Annotated in this window: 17 protein-coding genes; 9 read left to right on the top strand and 8 right to left on the bottom strand. The window is 60.3% G+C overall.

Annotation, left to right across the window (positions count from 1 at the left end):
* Window positions 1-21 precede the first annotated feature (21 nt).
* A complete protein-coding gene (locus ILFOPFJJ_RS26875) occupies window positions 22-2,220 on the bottom strand; it encodes a DUF3141 domain-containing protein (RefSeq protein ID WP_173513623.1) in 2,199 nt (732 codons plus the stop codon).
* A gap of 321 nt (window positions 2,221-2,541) precedes the next feature.
* On the opposite strand from ILFOPFJJ_RS26875, the gene ILFOPFJJ_RS26870 reads away from it, so the two are divergent.
* The 6 genes from ILFOPFJJ_RS26870 to ILFOPFJJ_RS26845 all read left to right on the top strand — a co-directional run bounded on the left by ILFOPFJJ_RS26870 (window position 2,542) and on the right by ILFOPFJJ_RS26845 (window position 14,533).
* Window positions 2,542-3,213 (top strand): CBS domain-containing protein, encoded by a 672-nt coding sequence (locus tag ILFOPFJJ_RS26870; protein ID WP_173513622.1) that lies wholly within the window; start codon window positions 2,542-2,544, stop codon window positions 3,211-3,213.
* A 67-nt stretch (window positions 3,214-3,280) separates the two neighbouring features.
* Window positions 3,281-4,309 (top strand): alcohol dehydrogenase AdhP, encoded by a 1,029-nt coding sequence (gene adhP, locus ILFOPFJJ_RS26865; protein ID WP_173513621.1) that lies wholly within the window; start codon window positions 3,281-3,283, stop codon window positions 4,307-4,309.
* A gap of 57 nt (window positions 4,310-4,366) precedes the next feature.
* Window positions 4,367-6,829, top strand: coding sequence for a phosphoketolase family protein (locus ILFOPFJJ_RS26860; protein ID WP_173513620.1), 2,463 nt, complete (start codon window positions 4,367-4,369; stop codon window positions 6,827-6,829).
* A 42-nt stretch (window positions 6,830-6,871) separates the two neighbouring features.
* Window positions 6,872-10,744 (top strand): GH36-type glycosyl hydrolase domain-containing protein, encoded by a 3,873-nt coding sequence (locus tag ILFOPFJJ_RS26855; RefSeq protein ID WP_173513619.1) that lies wholly within the window; start codon window positions 6,872-6,874, stop codon window positions 10,742-10,744.
* Between the two features lie 2 nt (window positions 10,745-10,746).
* Window positions 10,747-12,066 carry a glucoamylase family protein gene (locus ILFOPFJJ_RS26850; protein ID WP_173513618.1) on the top strand — a complete coding sequence of 440 codons (1,320 nt, stop codon included), beginning with the start codon at window positions 10,747-10,749 and terminating at the stop codon, window positions 12,064-12,066.
* A gap of 118 nt (window positions 12,067-12,184) precedes the next feature.
* On the top strand, window positions 12,185-14,533 hold the full coding sequence (locus tag ILFOPFJJ_RS26845) for an ethanolamine ammonia-lyase (protein WP_173513617.1): 2,349 nt from the start codon (window positions 12,185-12,187) through the stop codon (window positions 14,531-14,533).
* Window positions 14,534-14,597: 64 nt separating this feature from the next.
* Here the strand turns inward: ILFOPFJJ_RS26845 and ILFOPFJJ_RS26840 are convergent, their stop codons facing one another.
* From ILFOPFJJ_RS26840 to ILFOPFJJ_RS26830, 3 genes are all read right to left on the bottom strand, one after another.
* Entirely contained in the window at window positions 14,598-14,849 is a 252-nt protein-coding gene (locus ILFOPFJJ_RS26840) for a hypothetical protein (protein ID WP_173513609.1), read from the bottom strand.
* Between the two features lie 369 nt (window positions 14,850-15,218).
* The gene (locus tag ILFOPFJJ_RS26835) at window positions 15,219-16,229 is read right to left on the bottom strand and encodes a L,D-transpeptidase family protein (protein WP_173513616.1); all 1,011 of its coding nucleotides are present in this window, start codon (window positions 16,227-16,229) and stop codon (window positions 15,219-15,221) included.
* On the bottom strand, window positions 16,220-16,513 hold the full coding sequence (locus ILFOPFJJ_RS26830) for a hypothetical protein (protein WP_173513615.1): 294 nt from the start codon (window positions 16,511-16,513) through the stop codon (window positions 16,220-16,222). The genes ILFOPFJJ_RS26835 and ILFOPFJJ_RS26830 overlap by 10 nt, the downstream gene beginning before the upstream one ends.
* Between ILFOPFJJ_RS26830 and ILFOPFJJ_RS26825 the strand changes: the two genes are divergently transcribed.
* Entirely contained in the window at window positions 16,494-17,258 is a 765-nt protein-coding gene (locus ILFOPFJJ_RS26825; RefSeq protein ID WP_210267592.1) for a DUF899 domain-containing protein, read from the top strand. The two genes, ILFOPFJJ_RS26830 and ILFOPFJJ_RS26825, sit on opposite strands and share 20 nt — an antisense overlap.
* A gap of 172 nt (window positions 17,259-17,430) precedes the next feature.
* On the opposite strand, the gene ILFOPFJJ_RS26820 is transcribed toward ILFOPFJJ_RS26825, so the two are convergent.
* The 4 genes from ILFOPFJJ_RS26820 to ILFOPFJJ_RS26805 all read right to left on the bottom strand — a co-directional run bounded on the left by ILFOPFJJ_RS26820 (window position 17,431) and on the right by ILFOPFJJ_RS26805 (window position 20,457).
* Window positions 17,431-18,168 (bottom strand): DUF899 family protein, encoded by a 738-nt coding sequence (locus tag ILFOPFJJ_RS26820; protein ID WP_246299805.1) that lies wholly within the window; start codon window positions 18,166-18,168, stop codon window positions 17,431-17,433.
* A gap of 338 nt (window positions 18,169-18,506) precedes the next feature.
* On the bottom strand, window positions 18,507-18,815 hold the full coding sequence (locus ILFOPFJJ_RS26815) for an EthD family reductase (RefSeq protein WP_173513613.1): 309 nt from the start codon (window positions 18,813-18,815) through the stop codon (window positions 18,507-18,509).
* Window positions 18,816-19,026: 211 nt separating this feature from the next.
* Window positions 19,027-19,368 carry a 4a-hydroxytetrahydrobiopterin dehydratase gene (locus tag ILFOPFJJ_RS26810; protein ID WP_173513612.1) on the bottom strand — a complete coding sequence of 114 codons (342 nt, stop codon included), beginning with the start codon at window positions 19,366-19,368 and terminating at the stop codon, window positions 19,027-19,029.
* A gap of 192 nt (window positions 19,369-19,560) precedes the next feature.
* Window positions 19,561-20,457 carry a LysR family transcriptional regulator gene (locus ILFOPFJJ_RS26805; RefSeq protein WP_173513611.1) on the bottom strand — a complete coding sequence of 299 codons (897 nt, stop codon included), beginning with the start codon at window positions 20,455-20,457 and terminating at the stop codon, window positions 19,561-19,563.
* A 159-nt stretch (window positions 20,458-20,616) separates the two neighbouring features.
* Here ILFOPFJJ_RS26805 and ILFOPFJJ_RS26800 point away from each other — a divergent pair, with 159 nt between their 5' ends.
* Together ILFOPFJJ_RS26800 and ILFOPFJJ_RS26795 are read left to right on the top strand one after the other, a co-directional pair.
* The gene (locus ILFOPFJJ_RS26800; protein WP_173513610.1) at window positions 20,617-21,270 is read left to right on the top strand and encodes a hydrolase; all 654 of its coding nucleotides are present in this window, start codon (window positions 20,617-20,619) and stop codon (window positions 21,268-21,270) included.
* Window positions 21,271-21,652: 382 nt separating this feature from the next.
* Window positions 21,653-21,962: protein-L-isoaspartate O-methyltransferase family protein (locus ILFOPFJJ_RS26795; protein WP_376741455.1), on the top strand; the 310-nt coding region annotated here is incomplete at its 3' end.

Below are 21,962 nucleotides of genomic sequence, written 5' to 3'. Positions count from 1 at the left end.
TGTGGGTCCCCTCAGGTTGGATCAGGACGTCTTGCGCTCCTGTGGAGTCTTGCGCGCCACGAACGGCACCGGCTCGCTTCCAAAGCCGAACAATCGCTCTATGCGCTGCATTCGCTCGGCGGCCGGCCCGGTAATGGCTCCGGATGCTTCCAGCACGTCGCGCAGGACATCCAAGGCGGGACGCCGCTCATTGGGGTCTTCCGGCAGCAGCTTCGGAATTGCAGCGAGCGCCGCTTCCTCATCGATCAGCAATATGAAGTACTGCTTGCGCAGCAGCGCCTTGAACTGAGGAAGCGTCAACTGGTTTGCGCTCGGATGGGCGCGGCGCAACCGGCGAATAGCCTCGAACCCCCGCTCGTCGGCGCCGCCGCGGGCTTTCCCGACGAACAGCAAGGCCCTGGCCATAGCTTCGCGGAGCCCGCCCTCGGCGATCTCGGCTTTGAGCGAAGCGATCCGTTGGTTTACGACTTCATCGTGCAGATGGCTCTTCGCCGGTTTCCGAGGCCGGTTGGATTTGCTGTCGATGCCAAGCGCTGCCTGCAGGGCGGCCGAGCCATAGACGGTACGGAAGGTTTCCTCCGAAAGGCGTTCGACCGCTTGGCGCCACGCCTCTAGGCCGTCGACGACCTGCCGCGACATATTCTCCTGAAGCGCTAGGAACGGATTCTCGGCGGCTGCCGGCTTGCGGTTTTCACGGGCATGCTCCGCCGCCGCCCTTATCCAGGTCATGAAGGCATTGGCCGGACCGAAGAACTCGTATTGCAGGCGTAGCGGATGCATGCGGCGCATGGCTTCGGCAAACGTCGGCGTGACCATGGCCCTGACCGCAGGCTGTAGGAAGGTTCGATACAGGGCGAGATTGATCTCCGAGAGCTTTGCCGCAGCGGCAAAGCGGTGTTCATCCTCGATATCATTCCCACCGAGGGCGCGGATGTCATCCAGCGTTCGGGCTTCGCAGCGCATTACCCACTCACCGTCGACCAGTGTCCTGCCGTCCACGACCTCGCTCGCAGGTTCGAGCACTGCCTCGTAGAGGCCGGGCGGCAACACGTCGATCAAGTCGATGTTGGATGCAAACTCGTCGTGTTCCTTGCGGGCAACGCCGGCTGAGACGAAGATGCCGAGATGACCTACCTTCTCGTGCACGGCATAGACGATTGTCTGGCCATGCGCTCGAATTTCATCGACGCTGTCATAAAGGTCGAGGATCCAGTCGAGCGCCTGTTGCGGAGGAGTGATGTTGTCGCCCCTTGAGCAGAAGACCACGATCGGAGAGTGAATGTTGCGCAGATCGATGGCCGTGCCATCGGAGGTGCGGATCTCGCCTGCAGCAAGCTTGTTGCCGACGAAGAGTTCATCGACGATGAACTGCATCTCCTCGGCGTTCAGCGTCACATGACCGCCCCACCAACGCTCGAAGCCGAGGTAGCGCTCGGCCTCCGTGTCGATCTTCGAGTAGAGATTGTACCGCTTCGTCCAGAGCGTGTTGGCGGGGTTCTGATTCTCGAAATTCTGGACCAGCCAGGCGCCGTCGAATATGCCGGCGCCGAGATCGCTGGTCAGCGCCGTCAGCCAACCGCCGCCAAGCAGGCCCCCGGAATAGCGCATCGGATACTGTCCCTTGACCCCAGCCCAATAGGAAAGGGGCGTTCCGGCGATGATGATCGGACCGAACAGTTCCGGGCGCAGCGATGCGAGGATCATCACCGCCCAGCCGGCCTGGCAGTTGCCGATCACGCAAGGCTTGCCGTCGGCGTCCGGATTGCGGGCAATAACCGTCTCGAGGAAAATCGCTTCGGCGCGGGCGATGTCCTCGATCGTTTGGCCGGGCACCGGTTCAGGAAGGAAGCCGATGAAATAGCACGGATGGCCGGCTTTCATCGCGACGCCGATCTCGCTGTCGGCCTTGAAGCCGCCGATACCGGGCCCGTGCCCCGCGCGCGGATCGACGACGACGAAGGGCCGCTTCAGCCGATCGACAACGACGCCTTCCGGCGGGATTATCCGGGCGAGCGCATAGTTGACGGGTTTGTCGAGTGTGCGACCGTCGACGACGAGTTCCGCGTCGTAGTTCAGAACGTGCGGAGCAGTCTGCGCGCTGTGTTCCTTGTACTGTTGACCACGCTCGCGCATGACGTCGAGGAACAGGATAGAACGCTGCCAGGCGTCGAGCGAATAGGCGAGGGCGTCTGCAAGTGACGGGATGGTCGGCTGAGGCATTCAGTCTACTCCTCGGCTTAAACGGAGAGCGGTCCCAGTCTCTGATCGCACATACAGCAACACTGTCTTTCGAGCATTGATCTCTGTCAACTATAGGCGACCGGGTGCGCTTCCTAGCCGTTGATGTGTTTATTGACCGCGGTCAATGCCGGTCGCTTTTTTTTGGTTTATCGTCTCGTTCGACCAAGTTGGCGGTGACGTTGGAGGCACCATCCGGCGTGAATTCGCTTGAGTTAGCTCGGGATTTTTGTGGGATGGCTTGAAGCAGGTTGAGCTTTGTTTCGCTATTGACCGAGGGCTGCTTCCTGGAGTTTGGCATATATGCTTGTCAAAGATGTGATGACGACGAAGGTCATTAGACTGTCGCCTGACAACAGCGTCAGACAGGCGGCCAAGCTCATGTTTGAACATCATGTCAGCGGCATACCTGTCGTTGACGATGAAGGTAACTTGCTGGGCGTCATCAGCGAGGGCGACCTGATCCGGCGGACGGAACTCTGCAGTGAAGCATCCGTGTTAGTGGCCGACATGGCGCTTGAAGCCGATGACCGAGCCAATGCCTTTGTAAGGCGATGCTCGTGGCGCGTTGGCGACGTCATGACGGCCAACCCCGTTACAATCGAGGAGGATGCGCCCGTTAAGCAGGTTGCAAGGCTCATGCAGGAACGCGGCATCAAGCGCATCCCGGTAATGCGTGGCGGAGAACTGGTCGGCATCGTCAGCCGCGCCGATCTGTTGCAGGCAATTTTTTCAGCAAGGCAGGACGAGACGGCAGCGGGCGACGAAGCCATTCGGCGCAGCATCCTTGTTCGGCTCGGCGAGAACACGGGTCTGGAAGGAATGGATGTGACAGTCATGGTCACCGAGGGGATCGTGCACTTTTGGGGGAAAGTCGAGACCGCCGCTTGCCGGAGGGCTGCGCGGATCGTGGCAGAAAGCGTCCACGGCGTCCGGGGCGTGGTAGAGCATTTCCCGGATACTTACCCTCAATAACGCACCCGCGTGCATCCCGACCCCGAGGAGCGTCTCTGAAACCATACGAGATGAAGGGGAATGAAAAATGGCACAGATGATGAAGGCGGCTGTCGTTCGACAGTTCCGCGCTCCGCTTACCATCGAGGAGATGGAGGTTCCAACTCCTGGGGCGGGCCAGATACTCGTGAAATATGAAGCGACGGGCGTGTGCCATACCGATCTGCATGCGGCGAATGGCGATTGGCCGGTAAAGCCGACGCCACCTTTTATTCCTGGGCATGAGGGAGTGGGCTTCGTCTCAGCCGTAGGAACCGGCGTGAAGAGAGTGAAGGAAGGTGACAGGATTGGAGTGCCGTGGCTCCACACCGCATGCGGCTATTGTCCTTATTGCCGGACCGGATGGGAAACGCTGTGCGCGTCGCAATCGAACACCGGATACTCGGTGAACGGCACCTTCGCGGAATTTGGACTGGCCGATCCCGAGTTCGTCGGCAAGCTTCCCGATGGATTGGAATTCGGAGCCGCCGCTCCGGTTCTCTGCGCGGGAGTGACCGTCTACAAGGGGCTGAAGGAAACGGAAGTCCGTCCCGGTGAATGGGTGGCGATCTCGGGCGTCGGCGGTCTGGGCCATATGGCGGTGCAGTATGCGAAGGCAATGGGAATGCACGTCGTGGCCGCCGACATATTCGAAGACAAGCTAGCGCTGGCCAAGCAACTTGGCGCCGACATCGCGATAAACGGCAGGGCAGACGATGCCGTGGAGCAGGTAAAGAAGGCCACGAACGGCGGCGTTCACGGCGTACTTGTGACTGCTGTTTCTCCCGCTGCGATGGAGCAGGCCTTCGGATTCATGCGGTCGAAAGGCACGATGGCCCTTGTCGGCCTTCCCCCCGGAATGATGTCCCTGCCGGTCTTCGAGACCGTCCTCAAGCGCATAACCGTGCGCGGATCGATCGTCGGCACCCGCCAGGACCTTGAGGAATCGCTCATGTTCGCGGCGGAAGGCAAGGTAAAGCCTCATTTCTCCTGGGAGAGCCTCGAGAGCATCAACGACATCTTCCACCGCATGGAAGCGGGCAAGATCGACGGCCGCATAGTCATGCGACTGCAATAGCTTGCATCACAGCAAGCCGGAAAGATTCAGGAATGTCATTATGATCGGGAGGTTCAGATGGCTTCGCTTGAGAAGGCAGCGATGAACGAGACAACATCAGGCAAGTCACCTGCAGCGGCGTCGCTGTCCTCAGAGGAACTCCGCCTGATGGACGGCTACTGGCGGGCCTCGAACTACCTTTCGGTCGGCCAGATCTACCTGCTCGACAATCCCCTGCTCAAAGAGCCATTGAAACGGGACCACATAAAGCCACGCCTGCTCGGCCACTGGGGGACGTCGCCGGGCCTGAACATGCTTTACGTCCACCTCAACCGGATCATCAAGCGCGACGACCTCAATATGATCTACATCATCGGTCCGGGACACGGCGGGCCGTCGTTGGTGGCTCATGCTTATCTGGAGGGGACGTACAGCGAATTCTACCCCAACATCGGCCAGAACACCGAAGGGATGCAGCGGCTTTTCAAGCAGTTCAGCTTTCCCGGCGGCATTCCGAGCCATGTAGCCCCTGAAACTCCCGGTAGTATCCATGAGGGTGGCGAGCTCGGATACGCGCTGAGCCATGCCTATGGCGCTGCGTTCGACAACCCCGATCTCATCGTTGCCTGCGTCGTTGGCGACGGCGAGGCCGAGACGGGGCCTCTCGCGACCGGTTGGCAAAGCAACAAGTTCCTGAATCCGGCTCGTGACGGCTGTGTCCTGCCGATCCTACATCTTAACGGGTACAAGATCGCCAATCCGTGCTTCCTCGCCCGAATCCCTCACGAGGAGCTCAGGAAGTTCTTCGAGGGCATGGGCTACAAACCCTTTTTCGTGGAAGGGGACGAGCCGGAGAGCGTTCATCAGCAACTGGCCGGCGTGCTCGACACGGCCGTCACCGAAATTCGCGAGATCTGGGAGGGTGCCCGCACCAGAGGCAATCTCAAACGCCCGGCCTGGCCGATGATCGTCTTCCGCACGCCAAAGGGCTGGACCTGCCCGCAGGAGATCGACGGCAAGAAATGCGAAGACTACTGGCGATCGCACCAGGTGCCGATGGGCGAAATGGACAGGCCCGAGCACATTCACATCCTCGAGCAGTGGATGAAAAGCTACCGTCCCGAGGAGCTTTTCAACGATGAAGGCCGCCTCAGACCCGAACTGGCCGCACTGGCGCCGACCGGGCGTCGCCGGATGAGCGACAACCCGCATGCCAATGGCGGGCTGCTGTTGCGCGACCTCAAGATGCCGGCTTTCAGGGACTATGCGGTGGAGGTGCCGCGCCCCGGAGCGACGACGGTCGAAGCCGCCCGTGTCATGGGCAAGTTCCTGAGGGACGTGATGAAGCTTAACATGGACAGCCGGAATTTCCGCCTGTTCAGCCCGGACGAAAACAACTCGAACCGCTGGCAGGACGTGCTCGAGGTCACAGATCGCTGCTACATGGCCGAGATCCGACCGGAAGACGACCACCTCTCACCGGATGGCCGCGTCATGGAAGTCCTCAGCGAACATCAGTGCCAAGGTTGGCTCGAGGGCTACCTGCTCACCGGCCGGCATGGATTCTTCTCCTGCTACGAAGCCTTCATCCACATCATAGATTCGATGTTCAACCAGCATGCCAAGTGGCTGAAAGTATGCAACGAAATACCCTGGCGCAGACCGGTCGCCTCACTGAACTATTTCCTCAGTTCCCATGTCTGGCGGCAGGATCACAATGGGTTCAGCCATCAGGACCCCGGCTTCATCGACCACGTCGTCAACAAGAAGGCCGACGTTATCCGCGTCTATCTGCCGCCGGACGCCAACACGCTTCTTTCCGTGACTGACCACTGTCTGCGCAGCCGCAACTACATCAACGTCGTCGTGGCCGGCAAGCAGCCCGGACCGCAATGGCTGACCATGGAACAGGCGGTACGGCATTGCAGCATGGGCCTCAGCATATGGGATTGGGCGAGCAACGACAGGGACGGCGAGCCCGATGTGGTCATGGCCTGCTGTGGCGACGTTCCGACGCTCGAAACATTGGCGGCGGTCCAGTTGCTGCGCGAGCACCTTCCGGAGGTGAAGGTTCGGGTCATCAATGTCGTCAACCTGATGAAACTGCAGCCGGTGGAGGAGCACCCCCACGGTCTCTCGGACCGGGATTTCGATGGCTTCTTCACGAGGGACAAGCCGATCATCTTCGCCTTCCATGGCTATCCCTGGCTGATCCATCGATTGACGTATCGCAGGACGAACCATCGAAACCTTCACGTGCGCGGCTACAAGGAAGAAGGCACGACGACCACGCCATTCGATATGGTTGTCCTGAACGAGCTCGATCGCTTCCATCTTGTCAGTGATGTCATTGATCGGCTGCCGCAGCTCGGTGCACGCGCGGCCTACTTCAAGCAGGCAATTCAGGCAAAGCTGATCGAGCATCGAGAATATATCGAGAAACATGGCGACGACATGCCATCGATCAGCGGATGGACATGGGGCATCAAGAGCGCGGAGCAGGTGAGGGGAACGACTTCCACGGAAGGTGACAACACCTAGCTGGCGAAGGAGCGCATCCGCATCGATTGAGGGATCAGTCTGATGGTCCAGTCCATTGACAAAATTGAAGACGTCAGTGCTGCGCATCCTGTAGGCGTGCCCCCCGACACCGCCCTGCTTTCGAACGGTCGATACAGCGTACTCGTTACGGAGGCTGGTTCCGGCTACGGATCTTGGCGCGGCCTCGATGTGACGCGTTGGCGGGAAGATGGCACGCGCGATTGCTGGGGCCAGTTCTGCTACATCCGAGATCTTGAGGACGGAAAGGTCTGGACGATCGGCCGGCAACCGATCTATCGGGCGGATGCCGTTTACGAGCACGGCTTTCGCGGTGACCGCGCCGAGTTTCGCTGTTCGGCCGGGGACATCGACATCTGGTGGGAGGTTTGCGTCGCAACGGATTGCGATGCCGAAGTGCGTTTGCTCCGGCTATTCAACAGGGGAACCACGGCGAAAGAACTTGAGCTGACGAGCTGTTCTGAAATCTGCCTGAATGGACGACGCGCCGACAGCGCGCATCCGGCCTTTGCCAAGCTTTTCATCGAAACCTGGTTTGACGCTGAATCCGCCGCACTGTTTGCCCGGCGTAGACCACGTAGCGGCTCGGAAAAACCGATCTGGGCGGTGCACGTTTCGGCCTCAAGCGAAAACGACTACCCTTCGGTCGAGTACGACACCGATCGCTGCAGGTTCCTCGGCCGAGGACGGACGCCATCGAACCCCCGCGCACTCGAACCTGGAAGCCGCCTGTCAGCCACGGCGGGTCCAGTGCTCGATCCCGTCTTCAGCTTACGCAGAAGAGTGCGTCTAAAACCCTCTGGAACGGCGCGGGTTGCATTCGTGACGGGCGCGGCTGACATCGAAGAGCAGGCCGAAGCCATTGCAAAGCGATTTGCGAACATCGACGCGGCCGGCAGGGCGTTTTCGGAGACGATGGGAAGCTATGTCCAGGAACTTGCATCCTCGAATCTTTCTCCGAACAAGGTCGCCATCTACAACCGGCTCGCCGGAAGCTTGGCGTTTTCTGATCCCCGCTTTCGCGATGGCGGCACTGTCGCCGAAGAACGGCTGAACACGGAGAGCCTGTGGTCGGTGGGGATTTCCGGAGATCTCCCTATCTTGCTACTGCGCGTTGATAACACGGACGAGAAGCATCTCATTGAGGATGTCATCGACGCCCACGCATTCATCACCCGTCGCGGCCTTCCTTTCGATGTTGTTCTTCTGCACGCCGGCGAAGCTAACGATGACATGCAGTTGAGCAACAAGGCGAAGGTCCAAGTGAAAGGGATACTCGGCAAGGCCGGAGGCATTCATGTCTTGTTCACGGCCACTCTTGCGAACGGCTCAGCAGATGCAATCGCCGCTGCGGCGCGCGTCGTCCTTTATAGCAGTCGAGGATATCTTGGTGATCAGCTCGGGGCGAGGTCGACCACGACACGCGCGGATCCAAAACAAACGAAGACACATCTTCGAGGCGCTCGCGAGAGGCAGCGCGGGGGTGTAGGGGCTGACCTGCTTTTCTGGAATGGCCGAGGGGGATTCACTCAAGACGGGCGCGAGTATGTGATCGCCACCGACGGCGATGCCGAGACGCCAATGCCATGGTGCAACGTCATAGCCAATCGCGAGTTTGGCTGCCTGACCAGCGAAAGCGGGCTTGGCTATACCTGGGCGGGCAACAGCCAATTGAACAGGCTTACGCCCTGGGCGAACGATCCGGTTTCAGATTCTCCGAGTGAGGTCATCTACCTGCACGATGAAGAAACCGGAGAGCTCTGGACGCCGACGGCCTTGCCACTTGGCCAATCTTTTGCAATCGCGGTCAGGCATGGGCAGGGCTACAGCCGCTACGAGGGCGCTCACGGGTTTCTGCACCACCAATTGACGGTTCACGTCCCAGCCTCCGACCCGATGAAGATCGTTCGCCTTGCTATCCGCAACGAGGGAACAGAAGCGCGCGTCCTTACCGCCACCTATTTCCTCGAATGGGTTCTTGGCACGTTGCGCGAGAACGCGTCCTCAAGCGTCGAGTGTGAATTCGACAGCGACGTCGGTGCGGTCATTGCGCGCAACGTCTGGGAAAATGCCTTCTCTGGGAAACTGGCATTCGTTGCCTCAAGCGTGCCGCCGCGGTCGTTCACCTGCGATCGGCGTGAGTTTCTCGGCCGAAACGGTTCAATTTTTCAGCCGGTGGGTTTGGACGGCTCGGCTCTCTTCGGGAGGGTCGGCACTCTGGCCGATCCCTGCGCTGCGCTCATGGTCGAAATTTCAATTCCTGCCGCCGGAACCGTCGAACTGGTGTTTGTGCTTGGCCAAGCTGCCAGTCGTGACGAAGTTCACCGGCTCGTGCGCGAATATGCCGAGCCAGGAAATGCCCGACACTCTGAGGAGGTAGCCTCTCGCCACTGGGACCGGAGGCTGAGCGCGGTTACAGTTCGCACGCCAGACACGGCCTTTGATCTCATGATGAACCGCTGGTTGCTATATCAGGTGTTGTCTTGCCGCATCTGGGCGCGAACGGGCTTCTACCAGTCCGGCGGCGCATACGGATTTCGTGACCAACTCCAGGATGTTGCCGCCCTGGTGCATTGCGCGCCCGATGAGGCGCGGGCCCACGTCCTTCGCGCCGCTGAGCGTCAGTTCACGGAGGGGGACGTTCAACACTGGTGGCATCCTCCTTCGGGCGTCGGAGTGCGAACCCGCATGACCGATGATCTCTACTTCCTGCCATACGTCGTCCAGCACTACGTATCGACCACGGGAGACTATGGGCTTCTAAGTGAGCGCGTTCCTTTCATCACCTCGCCGCTCCTCAATGAAGATCAGGAGGAAAGCTTCGGCGTTCCGCGGGTCAGTCAGGAAAGCGGGACCGTCTATGACCACTGCTGCCGTGCACTGGACCGGGGCCTTCGTCTCGGTTGCCACGGGCTTCCGCTCATGGGAACGGGCGACTGGAACGACGGCATGAATCGGGTAGGTGCGGAGGGCAAAGGCGAGAGCGTGTGGAACGGTTGGTTCTTCCTCACTGTGCTCAGCTCTTTTGCCACGATCGCATCGGCAATGGGTGACGAAGAACGGGCAGTCTGGTGCCGCGAGCGCACGGAGGCGTTGCGCGCGTCATTGGAGGCACACGGTTGGGACGGCTCGTGGTATCGCCGTGCATATTTCGACGATGGCTCTCCCCTCGGCTCCCGCATCAATGATGAGTGCCAGATCGACGCCATCCCGCAGGCGTGGGCGGTGATTTCCGGTGCTGCTGATGCCAACCGCGCTTCCAAGGCAATGCGGGCGGTTTGGGAGCGGCTCGTTCGTCCCGAAGACAGGCTGATCCAGCTATTCGATCCACCCTTCGACAAGGGGCCTCTGCAACCGGGTTATATCAAGGGCTATGTGCCCGGGATTCGAGAGAATGGCGGCCAGTATACCCATGCGGCCGCCTGGGTCGTCTGGGCAACCGCATTGTTGGGCGATGGCGATCGGGCGTTTCAGCTCTGGAGCATGCTCAATCCCGTCAACCATGCCCTGACGCCCCCAGACACGGAGCGGTACATGGTCGAGCCATATGTTGTCAGCGCGGACGTTTATGGAGCATTTCCACATACCGGCCGTGGCGGCTGGACCTGGTATACGGGATCGGCCGGCTGGCTGTACCGCGTTGGCCTGGAAGCTATCCTCGGCATTCGGAGGCGAGGTGAGAACCTTTTTATCGAGCCGTGCATACCGAGAGAATGGCCGGTGTATGAAGTCCACTTCCGATATGGAGCCGCCACCTATCGCATTAAGGTGAGCAGGGATGGCCAACCTGGAGGCACGCGGCGCTCGCTGATGGTGGACGGCGAGACCCTCGCCGAGCGGAGCGTTCCACTTGTGGACGACGGACGAGATCACGACGTCCAGCTGGCGGTTGCGTAGTCATGTCAGAATTGCTGTCGACCGATCCCGCGCTGAGCCGAATGCCGACCGATCAGGATCTCGCTCGACTTCAGTTCACGACGCTGCTGTATTACCTGCATTGCACCAACCCGGACAACGGGCTCGTTCGCGACAAGACGCAAGTCGACGCTCCCGCGAGCATCGCCGCGATCGGCATGGCACTTGCCACCATCCCCGTGCTCGTGGAGCGGGGCATCATCATTCGCAAGTTCGCCGCGAAGATAGCGCGCCGACGGCTAAAGTTTCTCCTGGAGTGCCCTCAGGGACCTGATCCGAGCGCGTCCGGTTACAAAGGTTTCTTCTATCACTTCCTTGACATCGAAACTGGCAGACGGGTGTGGGAGTGCGAATTGTCGACGATCGACTCGGCATTCCTCTTCGCGGGAGCGCTGACAGTCGCCGCCTTTTTTGACGAGGATGCGGAGGAAGAGGCCGAAATCCGCCGCCTGGCAAACGCTCTTTACGAACGGGCGGACTGGAACTGGGCCTGCGACCATGGCTTGACGCTCACCCACGGCTGGCGGCCGGAAAACCGGTTCATTCCCCATCGATGGCGCGGCTACGACGAAGGCCTGCTCCTGTACATCCTTGGCCTCGGTTCGCCGACCCATCCTTTGCCGACGGAATCTTATACTGCGTATACCGAGAGCTACGAGTGGCGGAACCTCTACGGCCGCGAACTGCTCTATTCGGGACCGCTTTTCACGCACCAGCTTTCGCACATGTGGATCGACTTTCGCAGCATCCGTGACGCATTCATGCGCGAGCACAACAGCGACTACTTCCAGAACAGCCGGCACGCGGCTTTTGTCCAGCAGGAATACGCCATCCGCAATCCACTGAACTTTGTTGGCTATGGCGAATACTGCTGGGGGTTCACGGCCAGCGACGGCCCCGGTTGGACCAGACGACACATAGACGGAGTCGACAGGGAGTTCTTCGACTACATCGCCCGCGGTGCGCCATACGGGCCGGATGACGGAACCGTATCCCCGTGGGTGGTCGTCGCTTCACTGCCATTTGCGCCAGAAATCGTGATCCCGACGGTGCGCAACTTTGCGCGTATGGATCTCGGCATGACGCGGCTTTACGGGTTCAAACCGTCTTTCAACCAGACCTATGCCGCGGAAAACAGCGAGGCCGGATGGTGGGTCAGTCCATTCCACTTCGGGATCGACCAAGGCCCCGTCGTGCTGATGATTGAAAATTACAGGACCGGCCTCTTGTGGAACATCATGCGTCGTTGCGAGCCGCTGGTGGTCGGACTGAGGCGCGCCGGGTTCACGGGTGGATGGCTATGAAGCAACTGAAACTCCGGTGGCACGCACGACATGGATTTGCGGGGCTATCGACACGCGGCGGTAAGCCCGTTCGACAAATTGCCCATTGCGCTGAACCTCCTACAGAAAGGAATTGGCCATGAGCAAGCGCTTGTTCTCTCATCGGCGTGACGGGCTTACCAGAAGAGATCTCCTGGTAATGGCGGGAGCCACCGCCACGCTCGCAAGCTACAGCCACATTGCCAAAAGCGCTACTGGCGGACGCACCATCGTGATCGATGATGTGAAACACGGCGAGGATGTCTTTGCTTACATCGGCAGGACAAAAGGTGGTTTCGATCAAGCTGCTTATCAGCAGGTCATCGGCGCTGCGAATGAGTTCAAGGAGGGAGATCAAGCAATTGGAGTGGGAGCCGCGGATGAAGCAAATCGAAGAAACGCTCGCGCTCTTCTTGTAAATACCAAGATCAAGGATCTCTACCAGCGCCCGCTGTTTGAGGACGACCTCCAGAAACTGATTTGGCAGACCACGGACCAAGCTCAGTATGAACAGGTCAAAGACTGGACAATGGGCCAGTTGAAGGAATTCCTCATCACCGAAACAGAAGAAAGGATTAAAGGCGTTATGGGTGGCCTGACCAGCGACACAATCGGCCTGGTCCCGAAACTGATGAGCAATGACGAGCTGATCTCCCTAAGTCGGAAAATCTTCAATGTGATGCCAGGCACCAAGATGGGTTCAAAGGGATACATGGGGGCCCGAATTCAGCCGAATTCTCCCACGGACCATCCCGACGACATCGCCTGGCAGGTCTTCGATGCATTCTCGTACGCGACCGGCGACATTGTCATAGGTACGAACCCGGTGGACAGTACTGTAAATAGCGTCGTCGCGGTTGAACGTGCGCTCAAGGACATCGTCGATGCTTTCGAGCTTGGGGAAGTGATCCCGTGGTGCGTGCTCGCACACATCGATGTCCAATCCGAAGTGAGTGATGGTTTTCCGGGAACGGTTTCCACGATGTTCCAGAGCCTCGCTGGGACAGATGACTGCAACAAAATTTTCGACATTACGAACGAGAAAATCCTGAGGTACGCACGCGCGAAGGAGGGGGAGAGATATGGCCTTTACTTCGAAACGGGCCAAGGCTCCGAATTCACCAACGGCGCGGCCAACGGTGTCGACATGATGGTGCTCGAGTCGCGGAAGTACGGCTTCAGCAGGGCGGTCGGCATCGAGCTCGCGAAGGTGCAGCCCAAGGGCGCATGGCTTCATGTCAACGATGTTGCCGGCTTTATTGGGCCGGAGGTTTTCAAGAGCCGGGAACAACTGGTCAGGTGCTGCCTCGAAGATATGGTCATGGGCAAGCTCCATGGGCTGACAATCGGGTTGGATATCTGCACCACGCTGCACATGACAGTCAGCCTTGAAGACTTGGATTGGTGCCAGGATCAGATCATGCCGGCCAACCCCGCCTACCTGATTGCTCTGCCCACCAAGAACGACCCGATGCTGAGCTATCTCACCACGTCGTTCCAGGATCACGTGCGAGTGCGGGACAAGTTTGGCTTCAAGGTCAATGATGCGATGTGGGATTTCTACAAGCGCATCGGGATAGTTGGCGAAGACAACGGTTACACCGCGAATTACGGAGATCCTCTTTGGGTATACTACCAATACCGCCTCGCAAAGGGGGATGAACGGTCCAAAGACGCGATCTACGTCGAGGGTGGCCAGAAGATGCGGGAAGTTGAAGAAAGGGGCGTCGACCTCGCGACCGGCCATGGGGCCAATTTATGGGATCTCAATCCATCGCTCGCAGCTAAGGTCAAGGGTCTGTACGACGACGCGAAGCAGTCTCTTTGGGCCGAACTTACTCCCGAGTTTATTTCTGTCATACCCGATGTCGTGCCGGTCCGCACTTTGTCCAAGGACCGCAACGATTACATAGCCCACCCGAATACAGGTGAATTGCTCAGTCCGGAAGGAATTCGGGAAGTCGCAAGAATAAGAGACTCTTGGGGAGACGACTTGCCGAAGGGCCAGATTGTGATCTCAGACGGGCTGAACGCCAAAGCAATTATGGACGACGGCCATCTTGCACCCTACCTCGAGGAGATGCGAAGGTTGCTTGCCGAAGCGGGTGTCCCCATGAGCGATAAGAACATAGTGGTCACCAGCGGCAGGGTGCGTGCCGGCTACCGCATCGGCGAATTGCTGTTCGAAAACGCGGATCCCAGCACTTTCAGGGGAATTCTCCATATCATCGGTGAACGGCCCGGAACGATGCACCACGCGTATTCAGTCTACATCACCATCGCTAAAGGCAAGCGTTGGTCCGAGAAGAGTATCGATCACGATATCACAAAGCTGGTGAGCAACGTTGCCGATACGGCTCTGCCGCCGAAGGAAGCCGCGAGGGAAACCCTGACCATTATAAGGGAAATCGTAGGCAAAGAGGTGCACGGCAGCCGCCGTTACGGCTAGGCATAAAATCCATGGATACGGCGCCCGACGTGAGCACTTGACCGGGGGTATCCCCGCATCAAACTCAATCTTCCGGAATCGTTACACCCGCCTCGCGCAAACCCTCGATGAAGTGCTGCTGGTCCTCAGGACGACGAATTCGCAAGGCGACCTCCTTTCGGATGTTCTCGAGGACCAGCGAGTCATTCACGGCGCCGACGCGCCGTGGCTGGATTCCTGTGACGAGCACAGGAATGAGGGAGGGTGTTGTCGCGGCGCGGCAAAAAATAGCACGGAGTATTCGGGCGGCTGCTTGTGGCCATTGGCGGTCAACCACGCTCCCCTCATTCCTGTGCTTGTCGTAGAAATGGGGAGGGTGTTGTCGTGGCGCGGCAAAAATAGTGCGGAGCATTCGGGCAGTTGCTTGTGGCCATTGGCGTTCAACCCACGCCCCCTCATTCCTGTGCTTGTCACAGGAATCCAGCAGCGTCGCGTCGGCGGCGCGGGAGAATCCGCCGTATCGATGATGCCAGCGACCTCGCATGGCCCGCTGGAGGCACCACCGGCATCTCCTCCGCCGCGTCTCCAGCGAGTCATTCACCGCGCCGACGCGCCGTGGCTGGATTCCTGTGACAAGCACAGGAATGAGGGAGGGTTTTGTCGTGGCGCGGCAAAAATAGCGCGGAGTATTCGGCGGCCGAATGATCTAATCCGTGAACTCGACGATGACCCCCGGCTTGACCATCGCCGCCAGTTCCTCCGCGTCCCAGTTCGTCAGGCGCACGCATCCGTGCGAGCCGAACTTGTCGATGTGTGACGGCTCCGGCGTGCCGTGGATCCCGTAGGTCGGCTTCGTCAGATCGATCCAGACGGTTCCCACCGGGCCGTTGGGGCCCTTGGGCAGCGTCAGAATCTCGCTGTTGTCACCCTGCTTGAAGTTCACCTTGGGATTGTAGACGTAGGGCGGCATTCGCGCGACGCCTTTCACCTTGTGCGTGCCTGACGGCGATGGCGTCTCGTCGCTGCCGATCGTGGCGGGATAGACCGCAAGCGGCGAGCCGTCTTCGGCGAAGGCCAGCACCTGCCCCCCTCGCCTGCGCGCCTCTATCCGCTTGGCCTTGCCCTCCTTCGCGCCGCCGGGCATCGCGACCGACACCGTGTCACCGACGGCAAATGCCGAGCCCGGATTGAGCGCCTTCAAGAGGTCGATGTCCATGTGAAACCGCTCGGACAGTCTTTCCGCGACGCTCGTATATCCGAGGTGCTTCATCTCGGCCTGTTCGGAATAGTCTTCGGGAATGCGTTCGACGAGGTCCCTGGCATCCTCTTCGGAGATGACATAGGGCTCGATGACGGGGGGCTCGATGACGGGCTTGTCGCCCGAAAGCCGGCCGAGGAACTCGGGGTCCAGCTTTCCATCGACGGGGAGATCGTGCAACGCCTCGAAACCGGCAATCGCCTTGGTGACATTCTCGCCGTAATAGCCGTCGATCACGCCCGGAGATGCCCCCGCGCGGTCGAGAAGAACCTGCAGACGAACGATGGCGGGCTCCGGCCGAGGCGGGGTCTTGGGCGGCCGTTCCGACGGGATGGAGGCGAGCGAAGCCTTGTTGACGGCTTCGGGCCGAAGCTCCTCGGCACCGGCGGCGCCACAAGCGCCCGATGCCAGTGATGCTGCCAAAAATGCTGGTAAAAAAACCATGTTCTTCATGAACATAAAAATCTGCAGCGGCCAGCTTTGTTCCACGGGCCGGTTTCGGATCGCGTTCCGTAAGCGGCCGTGCCGGCGCGGCGCGGATCACCCGCATCGAGCGCACGCGCTGCGGCGGCAATCAGCGGCTTCGTCGGAATACCGACACACTTGTTACTCGCACGATCCGTTTTCCGCTGCCAGACTGTCCAGCGAGCGATGAACAGCGAATGGAGTTGCGCCTCGGCCACGAGGCGCGGCCGCTCGCGCAAATCTGGAGGTTCCAAAGCCATGACGACATCAAGCACCATGCACACCCCGCCGGTCGTATCGCCCGAGGCGTGGGAGGCCGCCCGCCAGCAGATGCTCGTGAAGGAAAAGGCGCTGACCCGCGCTCGCGACGCGCTCGCCGCCGAGCGCCGGCGGATGCCGTGGATGGCGGTGACGAAGGACTACATGTTCGAAGGCCCCAACGGCAAGGTGAGCCTTGCCGACCTGTTCGAAGGCCGGCACCAGCTGATCGTCTACCGCGCCTTCTACGAGCCGGGCGTATTCGGCTGGCCGGAACACGCCTGCCGGGGCTGCTCCATGGTGGCCGACCAGGTCGCCCACCTCGCCCATCTCAACGCCCGCGACACCACCCTCGTCTTCGTCTCGCGTGCGCCCCAGGCGGAAATCGAGCAGCTGAAGGCGCGGATGGGCTGGGACATTCCGTGGTTCACCATCACCGACAGCTTCGATGCCGATTTCGGCGTGGACGAATGGCACGGCACCAACGTGTTCTACCGCGACGGCGACCGCATCTTCCGCACCTACTTCATCAACAACCGCGGCGACGAGCAGATGGGGAGCACCTGGAACTACCTCGACATCACCCCGCTCGGCCGGCAGGAGGTCTGGGAGGATTCGCCCGAGGGCTATCCCCAGACGCCGACCTACAAGTGGTGGAACTGGCACGACAGCTACGTCGCGGATGCCGCGCCCGACAAGAAATGGGTCGAGGTGTCGGACGCCGGAGAGGCGGCGATGCGCAACCAGGACACGGACAAGCGATAAGCGAGGCTTGGTCCGGTAGTGACGACGGTCGGTCGCGTGAGGGCGGCCCCGGTCGCGCCGCCCACACTGGCCGGGCCGCGATGAATGCTGCTTGACGGCGTGCGGGCGGTTACCGGCGTGATGAGATCAACCGGCACCGCTGGGGTCGGACAAGAACCCGTCGACGCAGCGTTCAGTAGTACTGCTGCTCGATTTGCTCGTAGGCGTTCGGCCGCCCACCGGGCGTGAGATCCAGGAGGGTCCACATCGGCTCGACCGTGCCGACATGGCGCGGATCCTGTCCCGGCTCCGGCGGCAAGAACAACAGCTCGGAGGCCCAGCTCAGCCTCACCACTCCGTCCGAGCCTTTGTGGAACACTGTCAGGATCGGCACCTGCTGTCCGTCGTCGTCCTCGCCATGGTAATCGCGTTTGAAGCTGTTGTTGGCGGCTGAGAGCAGCTTCAAATTGCGCCAGCCACGATGCGCGGCGAAGGCCGCAACCTGCTCGATCGGCGCTTTCGCCACGGCCGCAATGTTGGCTCCGAGCCCCTCGACGTGCGGGACCGCCCCTTCCCAGTTGTCGAGCAATGCAGTGCAGGACGGGCACGGTCCCTCTTCAGGGGGAAGATCTGCCATCGGGCCATTGCTCGGACCGCGCCGGTCGTCACTGCGATGGCGCGGGAACATATAGTGGTAGAGAATCAAGGTGTTCGTACCGGGCCGGAACAGCTCCGACAGTCGTATCTTGGCAGGAACACCGTCGGCCCCAATGTGGTCGAACTCGTAGTCCTCGGGAACGGCCCCACCCGGCGGGAGCGCACGGATCTCCGCGGCCACGGCCTCCATTTCACGCCGGAGGGCCACCTCGCGCTGCAGCAGCCTTTCGCGAGCGGCGCGATATTCAGGAGTTTCATTTGGAAAGCTTACCATGGACGCCTCCATCGAAGCGGCTGCGCAACTACAGCGCCGCGCGTCCTATCAGACGCGCAAAGGACGCTGTAGCACTTTGAATTGCTGCATGTTTTTATCCTTAAATCGGCGACGATTTAAGGAAACATGCAGGAGCGCCGCGTGTCCTATCAGACGCGCAACGGGCGCCGTAGCACTTTGAATTGCTGCATGTATCCTTAAATGGCGACGATTTAAGGAAACATGCACTATAACATAGTCAGCCGCGCCTTCCTCGTCGGCGACTAACCGAAAACCGACCCCGCCACCGTTACTGGCTCGCGGATCTTCTCGGTGCCCCGGCTTTCCGTGCAAATGAATCAAACCTCTTCGCTATCAAAGAAATAAAGATCCACACCGCCGTCTGCGAAATTCGCCAAATCTCCGGCCGTGGCCTGACCCTCCGGTGACGCGAACGCGCGCTGGATGTCGGCTATCGAATCGAAATGAAGTGTAGCGACAAGATGGAGATCGGCCGCGCTGGCCGGGGTCGAGATCGCGCCATTGCTGATTTCGTACTTTCTGAGACCAGGCAGCTTCCGCGCCAAGGGAATGTGCGTGGAGCGATAGTATCGGTCGAACGCCGCTGTGTCCTTGGGCATTCTGTAAAGCACGAGAAGCTTGGCCATCAGTTCCTCCTTGAATGGGGGTTCCAATCAAACCCTGACGCCCAAGCTTAGACCGTGATGAACCTTCGCGTAAGGTCCCGTGCCATGTCACTGCTCGCGCGGTTCCTTGAGTCGGAATCGATCGAAGGACGAAATCATCCAGCATTTCAAAGGTCGCCGTAGTTCGGCGCGCTGGCGAGGCCGACATTCGCAAGCCCGCCTCACCTGAAATTCAGGACGCGCTCGGCAACTGGTTTATCTTGGCCGCCATAATGAAATCGTTCTCGTGCAGGCCCTTGATCTTGTGGGTCCACAGCGAGACCTCCGCATAGCCCCAGCCGAAGCGGATGTCGGGGTGGTGCCCCTCGTCCTCCGCCAGCCGGCCGACCTCGTCGACGAAGGCCAGCGCCTGTTTGAAATCGTCGAACTTGAACTTGCGGCGAATCTGGTGCCCGTCGTCCAGGAGGTCCCAGCCTGGTGTCTGCGAAAGATAGCCGGCGGCTTCGTCCCTGGTCAGCGGTGGTACGCCGCCGCGGCAGGGCGTGCAGGACTTCTCAGCGATATTCTCCGTCATAAGTTCCTCCTTTCCGGAGCAGGCTCCGGTTCGCACATTGCGCGCTCGTTGCGGATCTGGTCGGCAAGATGTTTGTCGACGCCTCCTGCGGCTTGCCAGCGGCTTCGAGCTGACTCCGTCCCTTATGTTTCGGCGTTCCGGCCCGCTTCCTCAAGAGGCGATCTCCACACGAGAGATGGGGAGCACCTGGAGCTACTTCTCCCGGCTCGCGACGGGTGCCGGAGCTTGTTCGAAACACTCGATCAGCATTTCGGTAAGGACACGTATCTTCCTTGCGGGATGCTGCCCCGGCGGGCGGATGACATATATGCCTGCCGGAGGCGGGGGATAGCGTGTCATGACCGGAACCAGCGCGCCGGACGCCACATATTCATGGGTTACGCCGTCGGGAATCCAAGCTATGCCAACCCCCGCCAATGCGGCGGCGGCGAGAGCCAGTGCGTTGTCGGCCTTGAAGCGTCCCCGTGGATGAACCGTAATGATCTCGTCGCCATCCATGAATTGCCAGGCTTCCGTTCCTTGCATCAGCGCCTGGTGGGTGACGAGCGCCTCCGGCGTCTCGGGAGAGCCATGCCTGCTGATATACTCCGGGCTTGCGACCAGCCTTCCGTAAAGCGGACCGACGCGTTTTGCGATCATGTTGGAGTCCTGCAGATAGCCAACCCGGATGGCGCAATCAAAGCCTTCCGCGACGAGATCAACGAAACGGTCGCTGTAGGACGTATGGATGTGGAGCTGGGGGTGACGTCGCGCCATGTCCGCGAGCACGGGAGCGAAGTGGGTCGGGCCAAAGGAAAGCGGCACGGCAATTCTCAAGCGGCCGCAAAGGTCACCGGCGGGCAGGATCGTTTCCCTGGCTATGTCGATCTCGGCACAGACTCTTGCTGCATGGTCCCGAAATGTGATCCCGGCTTCTGTGAGTGCCGCACCGCGGGTCGTTCGTGCAAGTAGCTGGACGCCAAGTTCCGCTTCAAGCCGGACGAGCCGCCGACTGACCATTGACTTGGAGACGCCGAGCCGCCGCGCGGCGGGCGAAACACCCCCGGCATCAGCCACTTCCACGAATGTCCGCAGTTCCTCGATGTCCACGTTGGCGTTCCTGGTTTCGCGACACAGCTTGGCACAAAGCAAGGCTACCGTATCACAACCGGGAATGACAGTGTTCGTTTCGCAGGCGGCGCGCCGCTGTCAGCGCATGTCTGCCGGTAAACCGATCTCACGCAAAAAACGTCAGCAGAGGATTTATACATGACCTTTCGTAACGGCCTTGACTCACTACTCCGCCCCGAAGACTCCGTCCTCGTTCTGATCGATCATCAGCCTTACCAGCTGGCGAACCTGAACAGCCATGATCCGCATATGGTGGTCAACAACACGACCGCGCTGGCGAAGCTGGCAAAAGCCTTCAATGTTCCGACCATTCTCACCAGCGTGATCGCGGCGCGCGGTGGACTTCTCTTTAAGCAGATCACCGACGTGTTCCCTGGCCAGGAAGTCATCGATCGCACCTGGGTGAACACCTGGCAGGACGAGAATGTGGTGAACGTCATCAAGGCGACCGGCCGCAAGCAGCTGATCATCGCCGGCCTGTGGACCGAGGTCTGCGTCGCAATGCCTGCCATCCAGGCTGCCGGCGAAGGCTGGGACGTGACCGTGATCACCGACGCGTCGGGCGGGATTTCGAAGGAGTCTCACGAAGTTGCCATCCAGCGAATGATCGCGGCCGGTGCGAACGTGATGACCGTGATGGCGCTGGCGGGCGAATGGCAACGCGATTGGGCGCGCACCGAGCATGTCGAGGAGCTGACCGAGATTCTCATCCAGCACTTCGGCGGCAGCGGCATCGCGTATCTTTGGGAGCAGCAGCTTCTCAACACGCCGGTGCCGAGCAACGCAGGCTGATTTGAGCGGGGATGACGAGAACCATGAACGAAGCGATGCGAACAGTGCATCGCTTTCCATACTCGTCATCCCATTCGCTGGATGCGAAGGCACGATGTTTCGTTTGGGCCGGCACCGGAAATTCCGGTGTTCTCCGCGAATGACCAAGGGGTCGAGGGCGGACACGGCCGTTTTGGGATAACGCTTCTGGCGCATCCAAGACGAACGCCGACGACCGCTCTGGCCCGAGCGAGACGTTGCACGTCAGAATGCCATGGTCCGCATCGGGCCGTTTTCTGCCCTTGATGCACCCTCCCCAACCCTGCTCAGCAAAGCCGGTCGAGCTTTGTTCAAAATTGCCACCGCCGCCCTATACTCTTGCGTGATAGCCGGGAGAGAGATCATGCGTCCTCTAGCCCAGTGCCAAGCGTTACTGGCCGCGGTTCTGGCGAGCGCTGCCGCCGTGGTTTCGACATCCGCGCCCGCTCAGGATCGCGCCGGCGAACGTGCAGCGATGATCGAGACGATCAAATCGCACGCCCGCTCAGCGCCCTCAGCGGTCGAGGGCCAGGGCATCGATCCGGCGGTGCTGGCGACGATGGCGAAGGTGCCGCGCCACCTGTTTGTGCCCGAGGAGCTGCGCGGTGCGGCCTATCGGGATCGGCCGCTGCCGATCGGATACGGTCAGACCATCTCGCAGCCCTTCATCGTCG

The sequence above is a fragment of the Sinorhizobium psoraleae genome (genome assembly GCF_013283645.1).
GTDB classification, from domain to species: domain Bacteria; phylum Pseudomonadota; class Alphaproteobacteria; order Rhizobiales; family Rhizobiaceae; genus Sinorhizobium; species Sinorhizobium psoraleae.
Note: the sequence above shows the minus strand (reverse complement) of the source record. Positions and strands in the feature narration are given on the sequence as shown.

Coding starts and splice junctions, on each gene's coding strand:
- ILFOPFJJ_RS26850 (WP_173513618.1), top strand. CDS start 10,747: ATGTCAGAATTGCTGTCGACCGATCCCGCGCTGAGCCGAATGCCGACC.
- ILFOPFJJ_RS26820 (WP_246299805.1), bottom strand. CDS start 18,168: ATGGTAAGCTTTCCAAATGAAACTCCTGAATATCGCGCCGCTCGCGAA.
- ILFOPFJJ_RS26875 (WP_173513623.1), bottom strand. CDS start 2,220: ATGCCTCAGCCGACCATCCCGTCACTTGCAGACGCCCTCGCCTATTCG.
- ILFOPFJJ_RS26830 (WP_173513615.1), bottom strand. CDS start 16,513: ATGGTGCTTGATGTCGTCATGGCTTTGGAACCTCCAGATTTGCGCGAG.
- ILFOPFJJ_RS26845 (WP_173513617.1), top strand. CDS start 12,185: ATGAGCAAGCGCTTGTTCTCTCATCGGCGTGACGGGCTTACCAGAAGA.
- ILFOPFJJ_RS26800 (WP_173513610.1), top strand. CDS start 20,617: ATGACCTTTCGTAACGGCCTTGACTCACTACTCCGCCCCGAAGACTCC.
- ILFOPFJJ_RS26835 (WP_173513616.1), bottom strand. CDS start 16,229: ATGTTCATGAAGAACATGGTTTTTTTACCAGCATTTTTGGCAGCATCA.
- ILFOPFJJ_RS26825 (WP_210267592.1), top strand. CDS start 16,494: ATGACGACATCAAGCACCATGCACACCCCGCCGGTCGTATCGCCCGAG.
- ILFOPFJJ_RS26855 (WP_173513619.1), top strand. CDS start 6,872: ATGGTCCAGTCCATTGACAAAATTGAAGACGTCAGTGCTGCGCATCCT.
- ILFOPFJJ_RS26860 (WP_173513620.1), top strand. CDS start 4,367: ATGGCTTCGCTTGAGAAGGCAGCGATGAACGAGACAACATCAGGCAAG.
- adhP (WP_173513621.1), top strand. CDS start 3,281: ATGGCACAGATGATGAAGGCGGCTGTCGTTCGACAGTTCCGCGCTCCG.
- ILFOPFJJ_RS26870 (WP_173513622.1), top strand. CDS start 2,542: ATGCTTGTCAAAGATGTGATGACGACGAAGGTCATTAGACTGTCGCCT.
- ILFOPFJJ_RS26810 (WP_173513612.1), bottom strand. CDS start 19,368: ATGACGGAGAATATCGCTGAGAAGTCCTGCACGCCCTGCCGCGGCGGC.
- ILFOPFJJ_RS26815 (WP_173513613.1), bottom strand. CDS start 18,815: ATGGCCAAGCTTCTCGTGCTTTACAGAATGCCCAAGGACACAGCGGCG.